Genomic DNA, 15,484 nt, shown 5'->3' on the forward strand with positions numbered 1-15,484 from the left:
GGAATTTTGGGGAGAGTGAATATGCGAAATGCAGTTGGAAGGGCGGCGGCTGTCGGGCTGGTAACCGCCATGCTGACGACGACTGCGGCCTGGGCGGCGCCTGCTTCGCCCTTGCTGCAACTGGGCAAGTCCGAATTGCGGGATGCGCTCACCAGCCGTTACGACACGGCGGTCAAGGCTGTGGGCGACGCCAGCGTGCGCGCGGCCCAGGACAGCCGCTGGACCTACGCGGTCGAGGCGAAGAACCAGTGTGGCATCGCCATCGGTTTCATCAAATCCGGCACGAAGGATGCGGAGAGCATCAACAAGTGCGACGACTTTGTGGCACGCCTCTCGGCGCCGCCACCGCCGCCGGTGTCAGCAGCTTCAGCCCCACCCGCGCTGGACTGTACGGCACCGGCGGTGTCCATCTTCTTCGACTGGAACATGGACACGCCGCTTCCTGAGGGCGTGAGCACCATCTCCACGCTGACGCAGACGGCGGCGCAGTGCGGCTGGAAGCGCTTCGGCGTCACCGGCTACACCGACACGTCGGGCACGACCCGCTATAATGACGGCCTGTCGCTGCGCCGCGCGCAGAATGTCGCCAGCCTGCTGAGCCAGGGAGGCATCGCGACGGACGCCATGACCGTCAATGGCCTGGGCGAGACCCAGCTCAAGATCGAAACCGCCGATGGTGTGCGCGAACCGATGAACCGTCGGGTCGAAATCACCGCCAGCGCGAATTAAGGGGAGGAAGGCATGACTATCATGCGCAAGACATGCGGCAGCCTGATCGCCCTTTGTGCGGCGGCCATGGTTTCGACGGGCTGGGCCCAGACCACCGATCTCAAGAGCGCCATCGCTGCGGCGATCGACAGCCATCCGGAAATCAACCAGGCGATCCAGAACAAGGAAGCCATCGAATTCGAGCGCGAACAGGCGCAGGGGCTTTATCTGCCCCGCGTCAGCGTTGAGGGATCGGCGGGCGTCCGCCGTCTGGAAAACGCCACCCGGCGCGCCCTCAACCTCGATAACCAGACGCTCTGGCCGCTGGAAGCCAGCGTGCGGGCCGAAGAGACCATCTGGGACTCCGGCTATCGCAGCGCGGAAAAGCGCCGGCAGGCCGCCCGCACCGACGGCGCGGCGCTGCGCGTCGGGGAGCGTTCGCAGTTCGTGGCGCTGAACGTCACCCGCCAATATCTCGACTATATGCTCCAGCAGCGGGTCGTGGCGGCGGCTGAGGACAATATCGCCTTCCATCGCAAGCTGCTGGGCGATCTGGGCGAGGGTGTCTCCAAGGGTTCGATCAGCATCGCCGACCAGCAGCAGGCGGAGGAAAGGCTGCAAGCCGCCCTCGTCCGCAAGAGCGAGGCGGAGCAGGACATGACCAATGCGGCCATTTCCTTCCGCACGCTGACCGGCCTGTCCATCGATCAGGTGGTGATGCCCGATCCGGTGACGAGCGCCGTGCCGCCGACGCTGGACGAAGCCATCGCCGCCGCCCGCACCCACAATCCGCTGGTGCGCGAGGCGGAAGCCGACATCCAGGCGGCGCACGCCGTCGTGGACGAGGCGAAGTCGGAGCTTGGGCCGACGGTCTCGCTGGAAGGAACGGGCCGCGTCGGTGAGGATGTGGACGGCTTCCGGGGCAGCACCAACGACATTCAGGGCCGGGTGGTCGTGCGCTGGCAGCTTTACAACGGCGGCATCAACCGGGCGAAGGTCCAGGAAATGACCCGCCGGGCGAGCGAGGCGCGCTTCCGCCTGAGCCAGCGGCTGCGCGAGGCGGAGGAGGATGTCCGCACCGCCTGGAACCGTTGGGACACGGAAAAGAAGCGCGTGACTGACCTGTCGCGTCAGGGCACGGTCTCCGACGGGCTGCTCGTCTCCTATCGCGAGCAGTTCAATGTCGGCCGGCGTTCGCTGCTGGACGTTCTGGACAGCCAGAACACCCGCTTCAATACGCAGGTGCGGACGGAAACGGCCCGCTTCTCGGAGATTTTCGCGCAATATCAGATTCTGGCGGCCACCAACACGCTGCTGGATACGCTGGGCCTCGCCGCGCCTTCGGACGCCAAGGCCGATGCGCGGAAGACCTATAATGTCCCCGATCTGCCGCCCGCTGAGTTGCAGCGGCGGCGCTATCCGGGCTGAGTTTCATTATTGGGGGTCATCCCGGCGCAAGCCGGGATGGCGCGGGGTAAACAATGTTGGAACGAAGCACACTCAGTCTGGCCGAATGGCTGGACCATCAAGGCACGCCTAGCGACGAGCTGGTGGAGAGCATCGCCCATGCGGCGCGGCATTTCGACCGGTCGCCGGGTATCGTAAGCCTCCGCGCGGGGTTGGCCGTCGATGAATCCGGGCGTCTGCCCTTTCACCAGGCGGAATCCGCGCTCGATCAGATCGGTCTTTTGAGCGATCATGTCCGGGGCCGGCTGGACAAATGGCGGCCGGGCAACCTGCCCGCCATTCTGCCGCTGCGTGGCGGGCGTTTCCTGCTGCTGCTGGACATCAAGGCCGGTGACGCGCTGGTCCAGCTTCCGCATGCGGACGAAGCCGTCTGGGCGCCGCTCAGCGATCTCGAAGGCTATTTCACCGGCGAGGCGCTGGTGGTCATGGCCGATCATGGCCGCGAACGCGCCGAGGAACGCCCCTGGGACGAACGCGCCCGCCAGCACTGGTTTTGGCGCGAAGTGTGGCGCGCGCGCGGCGGCTTCGGCTATGTGATGCTGGCCGCGGCGATCATCAACCTGCTCGCCTTCGCCCTGCCGCTGTTTACGATGAACGTCTATGACCGGATCATCCCGAACAAGGCGGCTTCCAGCCTCTGGGTGCTGGGCGTCGGCGTGATGCTGGCCTTCAGCCTCGACTTCGCGCTGCGCATCGCCCGCGCGAGACTGGTGGACGAGGCGGGGCGGGAGATCGATGAGCGCCTTTCGCAACGCCTGTTCGAAAAGGTGCTGAACACGCCGCTGGCAAGCCGTTCGGGCAGCACCGGGGCGCTGGCGCGGCGGGTGACGGAATTCGAATCCGTGCGCGAATTCTTCACCTCGACCACCGTGGTTCTGGTGGTGGACATCGCCTTCCTCTTCTTCTTCGTCGGCATCATCGCCCTTCTGGGGGGCTGGCTGGCCATCGTACCGGTCGTCATGATGGGGATCATGGCGAGCGCAGGCTGGGTCCTGCAACGGTCGATGGCCCGCCTGTCACGCGATGCCCAGGCGGACTCCAGCCTGCAAAGCGCGGCGTTGGTCGAAGCGATTGGCGGCATCGAGACGCTGAAGGCCTGCCGCGCCGAAGGACGGATGCTGGAGCGCTGGCGTCGCTACGCCCGGATGAGTGCGGCCACGCAGGAAAAGCTGCGGCGGCTTTCTTCGAAGAGCGTCACGCTGGCCGCCCTCTGCCAGCAGGTGACGAGCATCGCGCTGGTCATCGGCGGCTTCTACATGTTCGCGGCGGGCGACATCTCGATGGGCGCGATCATCGCCATCGTCATGCTGGCCGGGCGCTCGCTCGCTCCGGTGGGACAGCTTGCCTTCGTGATCGTGCGCGGGCGTCAGGCCATGACGACGCTGGACAGCCTGCAAACGCTGATCGACCAGCCCGACGAACGGCTGGACGGCGCGCGCGGCATCATCCCCAAGATCCGCAAGGGCGCCATCGTCGCGCAGGGTCTGGAGTTCGCCTATCCCGGCGCCAGCCAGCCCAGCCTGCGAGGCATCGACCTGCGCATCGAACCGGGCGAGCGCATCGGCCTGATCGGCCGCGTGGCGTCGGGCAAGTCGACGCTGGGCCGGGTGATCTGCGGCCTTTATCCGCCCACCGGCGGCCTGCTGACCATCGATGAGGTGGACAGCCGCCAATATCATCCGCATGAGCTGCGCTCCGCCTTCCGCTATGTCGGGCAGGATGCCGAACTGTTCAGCGGTTCGGTGCGGGAAAATCTGCTGCTGGGGGCGCGGGAAGCCAGCGACGAAAAGCTGCTGGAGGCGCTGGAACGTTCGGGCGCGGCGCGTTTCTTCGGACGCGATGCGGCGGGGTTCGACTTGCATATCGGGGAGCGTGGAAGCCGCCTTTCCGGCGGACAGCGCAGCTTTCTGGTCATGGCGCGCGCCTTGGTGGAACCGGCCAAGCTCCTTTTCCTCGACGAGCCGACCGGCGCAATGGACAACCAGACCGAGAATCTGTTCATCGACCATCTGGAAAGGGCGCTGGAGCCGGACCAGACGCTGATCGTGTCGACCCACCGCCATGCGCTGCTGCGGATCGTAGACCGGCTGATCGTCATCGATCAGGGCGTCGTGCTGGCGGACGGCCCGCGTGACGAGATCATCGGCCAGCTCCAGCGGGGGGCAGGGCAATGAGCGCGGTACAGCCTACCCATTCAACACGGAGCGCTTTTATCCTTGGTGCGGGACTTGCTACGACGGCAGCCTTCGCCGTGGCGCCGCTGTGGCACCACGACCAGCCCCAGCCCACGATGCAAGCCAAGATCGTGGAAGCCGCTCCCGCCATCCCCCGCCAATATCTGGCATTGGTTCAGATGACCGGGCAAACCGACCCGACTGCGGAAGGCGACAAGGCCCGCGAGGAAAACCAGCGCCTCGGCTTCTCCGGCACGATCAGCGCCGCCAAGCCCTTCCGCGCCCTCGCCACGGCGGGCGAGGACCATGACCGCGCCCTCCAATGCCTGACCCAGGCCGTCTATTATGAAGCCGCCCGGGAGCCCGAAAGCGGCCAGCGCGCCGTCGCGCAGGTGGTGCTGAACCGCGTCCGCCACCCCGCCTTCGCCAAGACGGTGTGCGGCGTCGTCTATCAGCGTTTCGACGCCTCGGTATGCCAGTTCAGCTTCGTCTGCGACGGTTCGCTGGCGCGCCGTCCGCTGCCTGACCTCTGGAACAGGGCCAGGCGGATCGCCGCCGACGCGCTGACCGGCCGGGTCGAGAAGGAGGTCGGCACCGCGACCCATTATCACGCCGATTATGTCTTCCCCCGCTGGGCGCCGCATCTGGCGAAGCTGGCGCAGATCGGCGCGCATATCTTCTACCGCTGGCCGGGCGGCTGGGGCCTGCCGGGGGCGTTCACCGGCCGTTATGCGGGCGGGGAGCATATTCCCGCCTTCGACCCGTCGCGCTTCGCCACAGCGGCCGAACCGGCCATCGATTATCCGCCCGTCGCGGCCCTGCCGGAACGGCGGGCGGTCAATGATGTCGGCGGCCGGATGGACCCGACCAAGGGCTGGAAACTCTCCATTCCCGATCCTTCGACAGGCGGCGGCGCGCTGAGCGAGATGCTCGCCCGCCAACAGAAAGCCGCGCCGGTCACTCTGGCGGCGGACGACCATCATATCCAAGGGGTGCAACCATGATTTCGCGCTGGATAGGCTGGCTGCGGGGACAACCGGGCAACAAGCAGGTCATTCTCTACAGCGGCGGCGGCATGCTGGTCTTCCTGATGTGGGCCAGCCTGGCGCCGGTGGACGAGGTGACGCATGGACAGGGCAGGGTGATCCCGTCCAGCAAGGCGCAGGTCATCCAGTCCGCCGAACCGACCACCATAGAGGAAATACTGGTCCGATCCGGCCAGAAGGTGAGCAAGGGCCAGCTTCTGGTGCGGCTCGACGACGCGATGCTGGCGTCCGAACTCGGGCAGTTGCAGGCGGAGACCCGCTCGCTGACCGCGCGCGCCGGGCGTCTGGAAAAGGAAGGCACGGGCGAAGGCGCGGCCTGCACGACCGGCGGGCCGGAATGCCAGCAGGAACAGGCGCTCGCCGCCGTCCGCCAATCGGCGCTCCGCAGCAAGCAGGACGCGCTTGCGGCCCAGGTAGACCAGCGCCGCCGCGAACTGGGCGAAGCGCAGGCGACCATCGACAGCCTGGGCGGCAGCGTCCAGCTTGCGCGCCAGCGGGTGGCGATGCTGGAACCGCTCGCGGCGAAATCGATCATTCCCCAGACCGAATTGCTCGACGCCCGCCGCGAACTGGTGGACGCGCAGGGGCGGCTGAACGCCGCGCAGCAGCAGGCTTCGCGTGCGTCCGCCGCGATCCGCCAGGCGCAGGCGCAGCTTTCGGAAGCCAATTACCAGTTCCGTCAGGACGCGCTCAATGAGCGTAGCCAGTTGGAGGCGAAGATCGCCGTCAACAGCGAATCCCTTCGGGGCGCAAGGGGACGGGCGCAGCGGGCGGAGATCCGCTCGCCCGTCGATGGCGTGGTCAATGACGTGCAGGTGACGACCATCGGCGGTTTCGTCAGTCCCGGTCAGAAGATCATGCAGATCGTTCCGGTGGGCGAAAAGCTGCTGGTCGAGGCGCGGGTGAAGCCGAACGACATCGCCTTCATCAAGACCGGCGACCGGGCCGTGGTGAAGGTGACGGCCTATGACTTCTCGATCTATGGCGGGCTGACGGGCACGGTGCAGCAGGTCTCCGCCGACAGCGTCTATGACGAAGCGACGCGAGAAGCCTATTTCACCGTGGTCGTGGAGACGGACCGCGCCTGGCTCGGTTCAGGCGCGCACAAGCTGCCGATCACGCCGGGCATGGTGTGCGATGTGGAAATCCTGACCGGCCGCAAGTCGGTGCTGGCCTATCTGTTGAAGCCGATCATGAAGGCGCGGTCGGAAGCGCTGCGGGAGCGGTAAGCCTATCCTCAACAATGCGAAGAACGATGCACCAAGGGGGCGCGCTCACCGCGCCGCAAACTGCACCGGCTGCGGCGGCGTCACCCGATAGCCATGAGTCCAGCGCCCAAAGGCATTGAAGCTCATGATCGGCCGATAATCGCTGACGCTGGACGAAGGCAGCACCCGGTCGGTCATGTTGTCCAGGATCATCAACTCGTCCCTGATCCGCACCGCCAGCACGGCATGGTCCGCCTGCCGCACCAGGTCGCGGGCGATGACCAGGAACATGGCGCGGCGGTCGAAACCCGCCGCCTCCAGCAGCTTCATCTTGGCGATGGCATAATCCTCGCAATCGCCAGCGCCGCTCTGTAGCGTCCGCGCCGCCGAAGCCCAGTTGTCGCCGCCCTGCCGGTCATCGACGAAATGCAGCCGGCGATTGACCCAGCCATTGATCATCTCGACCTGCTGCTGCGCCGTCGATCCGCGGGCCGCGTTCAGGACACCGCTCCAGACCCCCTTGCCGGGCAGCGCCGCCGAAACGGAAGCCCATTTGCTGTCGAGCAGCGTCCGGGAAATCGGCATGGCGACCGATCCGAAAACATCGGGTTGCCCATTGCGCGGCATGATCTGGCCCGAAAGCGCCGGAACCGGGCGGGCCGGCATGACGAACGCGCTGGCCCGTGGCATTGCGGCGGCCGTTGGTTCTGGCAAAAATCCCTGCATGAAGCCGGGCACCAGCACCGGCTGGCGATAGCTCAGTATGGAAAGCTGGACCCCCTGCAACCGCCAACCGGGCAATTTGCCGCTGAAGTCGTTGATGCGCCGATCGTTGATGATCATCGCTTCCGGGACAGGCGGTTGACCCACCCAGGGCGCTGGACTGGCCGTGCCGCCTTGCTGCGCACTGATCGCTGCCAGACGGCTCATGCCGCCCGCAAGAAGATTGGCGGCGACGCGTTCGGCGGGCGTATAGGCCGGCCGGCTCTGCGTGAAGATGTCGGGAATAGCCCCCAGCGGCGCCTGCGCCAGAGCATGGCCGCTCGCCGCCAGCAGCAGGGTGGCGCTGGCGCGAAGCGCGAAGCGACGCAGAGCCGATGAGGGAATGGGCGGGACGAAGCCTGACATGCTTGCCCGTATCCCGCCGAAAATTGAACATCCGGTGCCCCGCGCTGGTTAACGCGGCGGTAGGCAAAAAATTGCCGGCAGATTTTTGCCCGGCAATTTTCAGGCAATCGCGAAAATCCGCTTTGCCGCAATCAAAAAGAAAATCGCTTTTCAGGCGTCGATTGTCTCCTCATCGACCGTTGCCGCATTCTCCTGGATGAAGGCAAAGCGATGAGCCGGATTGGTGCCCATCAGCCGGTCGACCAGTTCACGGACCTGCTGCCGGTCCTCTATGTCGTCGGGCAGAGTGACGCGGATCAGGCTGCGGGTCTTGGGGTCCATCGTCGTTTCGCGAAGCTGCGCCGGGTTCATCTCGCCCAGGCCCTTGAAGCGGCTGACGTCGACCTTCTTTCCCTTGAACTCCTTGGCCAGGATTTGCTCCCGATGGGTGTCGTCCTTGGCATAGAGGCTCTTGCCCCCTGCTGTCAGGCGGTAAAGCGGCGGCTGCGCCAGATAGAGATGGCCCCGCCGCACCAGTTCCGGCATCTCCTGAAAGAAGAATGTCATCAGCAGCGTCGCGATATGCGCGCCGTCGACGTCGGCGTCGGTCATGATGACGATGCGTTCGTAGCGCAGATTGTCGGGATTGCAGTCCTTGCGCGTGCCGCAGCCCAGCGCCAGGATCATGTCGGCAATCTCCTGATTGGCGAGGATCTTGGCGGTATTGGCGGAGGCGACGTTCAATATCTTGCCGCGCAGGGGCAGGATCGCCTGCGTCTTGCGGTCACGCGCCTGCTTGGCGGAGCCGCCGGCCGAATCGCCCTCGACCAGGAAGATTTCCGCTCCCTCCGGATCATCGTTCGAACAGTCGGTCAGCTTGCCCGGCAGCCGCAACTTGCGCGCGCTGGTGGCGGTCTTGCGCTTGACCTCCTTCTCCTGCTTGCGTTTCAGGCGCTCGTCCATCCGGTCGAGCACATAGGCGAGCAGCGCCTTGCCGCGCTCCATATGGTCGGAAAGATAATGGTCGAAATGGTCGCGCACTGCATTTTCGACCAGCCGCGCCGCCTCCGGGCTGGTGAGCCTGTCCTTGGTCTGGCTCTGGAACTGCGGATCGCGGATGAAGACCGACAGCATGATCTCCGAAGAAGTCACGATGTCGTCGGCAGTGATGTCCTTCGCCTTCTTCTGCCCCACCAGTTCGCCGAAGGCGCGGATGCCCTTCACCAACGCGGCGCGCAGGCCGGTCTCATGCGTGCCGCCATCGGGCGTCGGAATGGTGTTGCAATACCAGGAGTAGCTACCATCGGACCAGAGCGGCCAAGCAACCGCCCATTCCACGCGCCCGGCCGAGTCCGGAAAATCCTGACTCCCCGAAAAGAAGGCGCTGGTCGCGCATTCACGGTCGCCCACCTGTTCCTTCAGATGATCGGCCAGTCCGCCGGGGAACTGGAACACCGCCTCGGCCGGCGTATCGTCGGTGATGAGTTCCGGCGCGCATTTCCAGCGGATTTCCACGCCCGCGAAAAGATAGGCCTTGGACCGTGCAAGGCGATAAAGACGGGATGGCTTGAACTTCTGCTCCCCGAAAATCTCCGTGTCGGGAATGAAGCTGACCGATGTGCCGCGCCGATTGGGCGCCGCGCCGACCTTCTCCAGCCCACTGGTGGGCAGGCCCTGGGCAAAGCTCTGGCGGAACAGTTCCTTGTTGCGCGCCACTTCAATCACGGTGACGACCGACAGCGCATTGACCACGCTGATGCCGACACCGTGCAGACCTCCGGAGGTCGCATAAGCCTTGTCGGTGAACTTGCCGCCCGAATGGAGCGTGGTCAGGATCACCTCCAGCGCCGACTTGCCGGGAAATTTGGGATGGGGGTCGACCGGGATGCCCCGGCCGTTGTCGGTGATGGTCAGCCTGTTGCCTGGCTCCAGCAGCACCTCGATCCGCGTCGCATGGCCCGCGACCGCCTCGTCCATGCTGTTGTCCAGCACTTCGCTGGCAAGATGGTGCAGCGCGCGCTCGTCCGTGCCGCCGATATACATGCCGGGGCGGCGGCGCACCGGCTCCAGCCCCTCCAGCACTTCGATGGCGGAGGCGTCATATTGCGGGGTGGCGGAGGGATTGGCGGCGAACAGGTCTTCGGACATGGGCACAAGCTATAAGCCGGCGGATGGCAGGCGCAAGCGCGCGTTGTTCAGGGCAGCGGATCGCGCAACGCGGCCCACAACTGCTTCACCCGCTCATTGAGGTCGGCCAGTTGCATCCCGTCCATGCCGGACCGTTCGAGCAGGGTTTCGCCCAGGCAGCCGCATTCCTCCCGCATCGCCGCGCCGCGCTTCGTCAGGCGCACGTCGACGCGCCGTTCGTCGGCCGTGCTGCGGGCGCGCGTGAGGAAGCCTGCCGCTTCCAGCCGCTTGACCAGCGGCGTCACCGTGCTGGATTCGAGAGACAGACGCTCCGCGATCTGGCCGATGGTGCGGCCGTCCTGTTCCCATAGGGCATGCAGCACCAGATATTGCGGGTAGGTGATGCCCAGTCGGTCGAGCATTGGCTTGTAGGCGCGGCCGATCGCCATGCTGGCGGCATAGAGCGAGAAGCAGAGTTGATCGTCGAGCGGCAGGGCGGCGGGCATGGGCGGTCTCCTTTGCAGGTTCCATAGCACGAAAATATATATCGTGATAAATAAAATGCTGGACAAGGGGCCGCGCCATATCTATCTAAAGATTATCGCGATAATGATTATCGTGAAATATGAAGGGAAAAAGGCCATGTCTGTCGATGTCAAATATCGTACCCGCGCCACCGCCACCGGAGGCCGCGATGGGGAAGCCCGTTCGGAAGACGGCCGCTTCGCCGTAAAGTTGTCGACCCCGAAGGAACTGGGCGGTCCCGGCGGCGATGGCAGCAATCCCGAGCAGCTTTTCGCCGCGGGCTATTCGGCCTGCTTCATCGGCGCTCTCAAGGTTGCAGGTGGTCAGTTGAAGATCCGTGTGCCGCAGGATGTAGCCGTCACCGCGACCGTCGGCATAGGTCCGCGCGCGGCGGGCGGGTTCGGCATCACCGCCGATCTGGAGATCAGCCTGCCTGGCGTGGAGCGGGCCGACGCGGAAAGGCTGGTCGCCGCGGCGCACCAGATTTGCCCCTATTCCAACGCCACGCGCAACAATGTCGATGTCGGGCTGACCATCGCCTGACGCGCCACAGCCCAATGAAAAGGGCCGCTTCCAAATGGAGCGGCCCTTTTTCATCCCGGTCTGCTCCGGCGATCAGCGAACTCGCGGACCACCGAAGGGCAGGGGCGGCGGCGGACGGCGAGTGCCACGCGGCAACTGCGCCTGATAGGCGCGGCCGCAATGTTCGACGCAATAGGGGAAGCCGGGGTTCACCGCTTCGCCACAGAAATGGAAGTCCGGCTCGCCCGGATGGCCCATCGGCCATTTGCAGATGCGCTCCGTCAGGTCGAGCAGCGTGGTCTTGCCGGCGATTTCCGGGCTGGGCTTTGCGGGGACCAGGCGGCGCGGCGGGGCAGGGGGGATCGGCGCCTGCTGGTCGCCCGGACCCTGACGCAGGAAGCCGCCGGGGCCCACGGAGATGATGCGCGGCTGCGGCGCGGCAGGCGCTTCGGCCGCCGGCGCGGCGGCAGCGGGCGCCGGGGTAGGCGCTGCCGGTGCCGCAGGGCGGGCGGGCGGTGGCGCGGCATGCTGCGCCGGCGCGGCCGGCTTTGGCGCTTCGGCCTCCGTTGCGGACTTGCGCAGCGGCGGGGCGGCCTTTTTCGGCACTTCGTTGGCTTTCACCGGGGATGGGCGCGATTGCAGGCCCAGGCGGTGCGCCTTGCCGATCACGGCGTTACGGCTGACCCCGCCCAGTTCGTCCGCGATCTGGCTGGCGGTCAGGCCCCGTTCCCACATTGCCTTGAGCTGGTCGATACGCTCGTCGGTCCAGGACAATGAATGACTCCTCAAAATTTCAAATTCGCGCCCTATATGGGGCGCGCCGGCCCGGGTTCAATTTCCCGTGCACAACGCCCTTGCGGCACAACCCCTCAGCCGATAGTCGATCCGACCATGAACGACCAGTCCAAAATTGCTGCTTCCCTGTCGCATCAGCCGCCTTTCCATGAGCCGGGCGAGCTGGTTATCCGCAACGTCAACTGGGCCGGAGCCCGCGCGCTGTACCGCAAGGAAGTGCGACGCTTCATGAAGGTGCAGCTCCAGACGATCTGGGCACCCGCCGTTACGACGCTGATGTTCCTGGTCATCTTCACCCTGGCGCTGGGCGGAGCCAACCGCCAGGTGCTGGGCGTGCCCTTCGCGGACTTCATCGCGCCGGGCCTGATGATCATGGGCATGATGAACAATGCGTTCGCGAACAGCAGCTTCTCCCTGCTGGCGGGCAAGATGCAGGGGACGCTGATCGATTATCTGATGCCTCCGCTGTCGGTCAGCGAATTGCTGCTGGCGCTGGTGGGCGCGGCGGTGACGCGCGCCTTCTGCGTCGGCCTGGCGCTATGGGGAGCCATGGCGCTGTGGCCGGGGGTGCATGTGACCCCGGCGCATCCCTGGGCGATCCTCTGGTTCGGGCTGATGGGTGCGGGGTTGACCGCCTTCATCGGCGTGCTGACCTCCATCTGGGCGGAAAAGTTCGACCATGCCGCAGCCATCACCAATTTCGTAATCGGGCCGATGACGCTGCTGTCGGGGACTTTCTATTCCATCGACCGCCTCGCGCCCGTCTTCCGCGCGATCAGCCACGCCAACCCCTTCTTCTACGCCATTTCCGGCTTCCGCTACGGCTTCGTCGCGGCGGCGGACGGCGATGTCGTGGTGGGCAGCCTGGTGCTGCTGGGGCTGAATATCGCGCTTGGAATGCTGTGCTACGCGCTGCTCAAGCGCGGGTGGAAGCTGAAGGCCTGAAAATAGCGGCACGGTGCTCCTGCGCAGGCAGGAGCGCATATTCTATCACATCAACCCGGCTATCACCGGCACCACCAGCGTCAGGACAAGCAAGGCAAGAACCGCCACCACCCAATGATGCAGCCGCGGAAGGCCGCGTTCATCGCGCCCTCGCTCTGGCTTCAGCAGCATCAGGCAGAAACGCCCTTGCCTCCAACCCGCGTCAGCGCAAAGCCAGCCGCCTCGGCTTCCCGGCGCGGGTAGATGTTGCGCAGGTCGACCAGCACTGGTCCGTTCATCGAAGCCGCCAGCCGCTTGAGGTCCAGCGCCCGAAACGCATCCCACTCCGTCACCAATACCAGCGCGTCCGCCCCGGTCGCTGCTTCATAAGCGTCCTTCGCCATGGTCACGCTGGGCATTAGTGGCGCGGCGACCTCCATGCCCTCGGGATCATAGGCGACGATCTTCGCCCCCGCATCCTCCAGCGCCTGCACGATGGCCAGGCTCGGCGCATCGCGCATGTCGTCGGTATTGGGCTTGAAGGTCAGGCCCAGCAGCGCCACGGTCTTGCCCCGCGCCTCGCCGCCCAGCGCCTTCACGATCTTGCGCCCCATGGCCCGCTTGCGCAGGTCGTTCACCTGCACGACGGTCTCGACAATGCGGATCGGCGTGTCGTAATCCTGCCCGGTCTTCACCAGCGCCAGCGTATCCTTGGGGAAGCAGGAGCCGCCATAGCCCGGGCCGGCATGCAGGAATTTCGACCCGATGCGGTTATCCAGGCCGATCCCCCGCGACACGTCCTGCACCTCCGCGCCGACCGCTTCGCACAGGTCCGCCATTTCGTTGATGAAGGTGATCTTGGTCGCCAGGAAGGCGTTGGCTGCATATTTGATCAACTCGGCCGTCCGCCGCCCGGTGAACATCACCGGCGCCTGGTTGAGGTTCAGCGGCCGATAGACCTGCGCCATCACATCGATGGCCCGCTGGCTGCCGGTGGTGCCGACCACGACCCGGTCCGGCCGCTTGAAATCCCCGATGGCCGCGCCTTCGCGCAGGAATTCGGGATTGGATACGACCTGGATGTCCAGATCGGGGCGCGCTTCCCGGACGATCCGCTCGACCTCGTCGCCGGTACCGACCGGGACGGTGGACTTGGTGACGATAACGGTCGGCCCATCCAGCGAATCCGCGATTTCCTTGGCCGCCGCATAGACATAGCTCAGGTCCGCATGCCCGTCGCCGCGCCGCGAGGGCGTGCCAACGGCGATGAAGATCGCATCCGCGCCCTTCACCCCCTTCGCCAGATCGGTGGTGAAGCTCAGCCTTCCGGCCGCTGCATTGCTGCCTACCAGATGGTCGAGCCCCGGCTCGAAAATCGGCATGCGCCCGGATTCGATTGCGGCGATCTTGCCCGCATCCTTGTCCACGCACACCACGTCATGGCCGAAATCGGCAAAGCAGGCGCCTGATACCAGCCCGACATAGCCCGTGCCGATCATCGTGATCTTCATAAAATAACTGAGCCCCCGATTGGGTAGATGGTTCGGCTGGCCTCTAGCACAGCTTCTCTCCCATGCGAAAGCGGGCGTCGGGGGTACCCATGTTCAGGGGATGGTTACCATTTTCTGCCAGACACTTACCCGAAAGACGGCTTGCAAAGGCGGGAAAATGGCAAAGGACGGCAAATGAAGGTTGCGCTGGTGTTCGGGACGCGCCCCGAGGCGATCAAGCTGTTTCCAGTGATTCACGCGCTCCGGGCGCGGGAGGATGTCGAAACCCGCGTGATCGTGACCGCGCAGCATCGCGGCCTGCTGGACCAAGTGCTGGAGATCGCCGGAATAGCGCCCGACATCGACCTGGACGTGATGACGCCGAACCAGACGCTGGACGGCCTGACGGCGAAGCTGATCGTGGAACTGGGCAAGGCCTTCGACGCGGAGAAGCCCGATCGCGTGGTCGTGCATGGCGATACCCTTACCACCATGGTCGCCAGCCTTGCCGCCTATTACCGCAAGATTCCCGTCGCCCATGTCGAGGCGGGCCTGCGCAGCGGCGACATCCACCACCCCTGGCCGGAGGAGGTGAACCGCCGCGTCGTCGCCTGCATCGCGGACATGAATTTCGCGCCGACCCAGGCAGCCGCCGACGCGCTGCTGGCGGAAAATCGCGATGCCGCGACCATATATGTAACCGGCAACACGGTGATCGACGCGCTGCTGGCCACCCGCAAGCGCGTGCTGGCCGAACCCCATCTCGCGTCGGGACTGGACAGCCTGGCCCAGCGCTTCGCCGGAAAGCGGATCGTCGCCGTCACCAGCCACCGGCGTGAGAATTTCGGCGGCGGGATGGAGGCGATTGCCCGATCGATCGCCGAAATCGCCGCGCGTCCCGACGTGGCCGTGATCTTCCCCGTCCACCCCAATCCACATGTGCGCCCTGTCATGGATACCGTGCTGGGTAGCCTTCCCAATGTCGCGATGATCGAGCCGCTGGATTACCCGCATTTCGTTCGCCTGCTGCACCTGTGCCATCTCGTCCTGACCGACAGCGGCGGCGTGCAGGAGGAGGCGCCTTCGCTCGGCAAGCCCGTGCTGGTGATGCGCGAGACTACGGAGCGCCCCGAAGGGGTGACGGCGGGCACCGCGAAACTGGTCGGCACCGATCGAATAAAGATCGTCCGCTCGGTCTTTGCTCTGCTGGATGACGAAGCCGCCTACGCCGCCATGTCCCGCGCCCACAACCCCTTCGGAGACGGTCACGCGTCGGAGCGCATCGCAGACATCATAGCCGCGAGCGCGCAGGCTGAGAATATGGAAGAGGCGGCCTAAACTCGATTGGGAACTGACGGTCCGTTACCGAAATCTTCAGCATTTCCCGCCAC

14 protein-coding genes are annotated in these 15,484 nt (G+C 65.5%); 8 read left to right on the forward strand and 6 right to left on the reverse strand.

The genetic code is table 11. The features are described 5' to 3' along the window. Positions 1 to 21 precede the first annotated feature (21 nt). The 5 genes from H5V43_RS04365 (at position 22) to H5V43_RS04385 (ending at position 6,624) form a co-directional block, all read left to right on the forward strand. Complete coding sequence (locus H5V43_RS04365) at positions 22 to 729, forward strand: OmpA family protein (RefSeq protein ID WP_170825642.1); 708 nt, start codon at positions 22 to 24, stop codon at positions 727 to 729. Between the two features lie 12 nt (positions 730 to 741). Continuing rightward, on the forward strand, positions 742 to 2,136 hold the full coding sequence (locus H5V43_RS04370) for a TolC family protein (protein ID WP_025546560.1): 1,395 nt from the start codon (positions 742 to 744) through the stop codon (positions 2,134 to 2,136). A gap of 53 nt (positions 2,137 to 2,189) precedes the next feature. Further along, entirely contained in the window at positions 2,190 to 4,349 is a 2,160-nt protein-coding gene (locus H5V43_RS04375) for a type I secretion system permease/ATPase (RefSeq protein ID WP_099185832.1), read from the forward strand. 77 nt (positions 4,350 to 4,426) lie between these two features. After that, complete coding sequence (locus H5V43_RS04380; protein ID WP_025546562.1) at positions 4,427 to 5,353, forward strand: cell wall hydrolase; 927 nt, start codon at positions 4,427 to 4,429, stop codon at positions 5,351 to 5,353. Continuing rightward, entirely contained in the window at positions 5,350 to 6,624 is a 1,275-nt protein-coding gene (locus tag H5V43_RS04385; RefSeq protein ID WP_025546564.1) for an HlyD family type I secretion periplasmic adaptor subunit, read from the forward strand. The genes H5V43_RS04380 and H5V43_RS04385 overlap by 4 nt, the downstream gene beginning before the upstream one ends. Positions 6,625 to 6,669: 45 nt before the next feature. Here the strand turns inward: H5V43_RS04385 and H5V43_RS04390 are convergent, their stop codons facing one another. The 3 genes from H5V43_RS04390 to H5V43_RS04400 all read right to left on the reverse strand — a co-directional run bounded on the left by H5V43_RS04390 (position 6,670) and on the right by H5V43_RS04400 (position 10,343). Next, a complete protein-coding gene (locus H5V43_RS04390; RefSeq protein WP_025546566.1) occupies positions 6,670 to 7,731 on the reverse strand; it encodes a transglutaminase-like cysteine peptidase in 1,062 nt (353 codons plus the stop codon). 150 nt (positions 7,732 to 7,881) lie between these two features. After that, a complete protein-coding gene (gene parE, locus H5V43_RS04395; RefSeq protein WP_025546567.1) occupies positions 7,882 to 9,858 on the reverse strand; it encodes a DNA topoisomerase IV subunit B in 1,977 nt (658 codons plus the stop codon). A 47-nt stretch (positions 9,859 to 9,905) separates the two neighbouring features. Continuing rightward, positions 9,906 to 10,343: a MarR family winged helix-turn-helix transcriptional regulator gene (locus H5V43_RS04400; RefSeq protein WP_025546568.1), complete on the reverse strand. Its 438-nt coding sequence runs from the start codon at positions 10,341 to 10,343 to the stop codon at positions 9,906 to 9,908. Between the two features lie 136 nt (positions 10,344 to 10,479). Between H5V43_RS04400 and H5V43_RS04405 the strand changes: the two genes are divergently transcribed. Beyond that, positions 10,480 to 10,905 (forward strand): organic hydroperoxide resistance protein, encoded by a 426-nt coding sequence (locus tag H5V43_RS04405; RefSeq protein ID WP_025546570.1) that lies wholly within the window; start codon positions 10,480 to 10,482, stop codon positions 10,903 to 10,905. Between the two features lie 72 nt (positions 10,906 to 10,977). Here H5V43_RS04405 and H5V43_RS04410 read toward each other — a convergent pair whose 3' ends face one another. After that, entirely contained in the window at positions 10,978 to 11,658 is a 681-nt protein-coding gene (locus H5V43_RS04410) for a GcrA family cell cycle regulator (protein WP_044661971.1), read from the reverse strand. 117 nt (positions 11,659 to 11,775) lie between these two features. Here H5V43_RS04410 and H5V43_RS04415 point away from each other — a divergent pair, with 117 nt between their 5' ends. Then, positions 11,776 to 12,624, forward strand: a complete 849-nt coding sequence (locus H5V43_RS04415; RefSeq protein ID WP_061940604.1) for an ABC transporter permease — start codon at positions 11,776 to 11,778, stop codon at positions 12,622 to 12,624. 45 nt (positions 12,625 to 12,669) lie between these two features. Here H5V43_RS04415 and H5V43_RS23755 read toward each other — a convergent pair whose 3' ends face one another. Both H5V43_RS23755 and H5V43_RS04420 read right to left on the reverse strand, forming a co-directional pair. Further along, on the reverse strand, positions 12,670 to 12,795 hold the full coding sequence (locus H5V43_RS23755; protein WP_255308867.1) for a hypothetical protein: 126 nt from the start codon (positions 12,793 to 12,795) through the stop codon (positions 12,670 to 12,672). After that, positions 12,795 to 14,114 (reverse strand): UDP-glucose dehydrogenase family protein, encoded by a 1,320-nt coding sequence (locus H5V43_RS04420; protein ID WP_025551077.1) that lies wholly within the window; start codon positions 14,112 to 14,114, stop codon positions 12,795 to 12,797. The genes H5V43_RS23755 and H5V43_RS04420 overlap by 1 nt, the downstream gene beginning before the upstream one ends. Before the next feature lie 174 nt (positions 14,115 to 14,288). Between H5V43_RS04420 and wecB the strand changes: the two genes are divergently transcribed. Beyond that, entirely contained in the window at positions 14,289 to 15,431 is a 1,143-nt protein-coding gene (gene wecB / locus H5V43_RS04425; protein ID WP_099185831.1) for a non-hydrolyzing UDP-N-acetylglucosamine 2-epimerase, read from the forward strand. Positions 15,432 to 15,484: the final 53 nt, after the last annotated feature.

Origin of the sequence: Sphingobium fuliginis, from assembly GCF_015074805.1 — a bacterium.
Taxonomy (GTDB): Bacteria; Pseudomonadota; Alphaproteobacteria; order Sphingomonadales; family Sphingomonadaceae; genus Sphingobium; species Sphingobium fuliginis.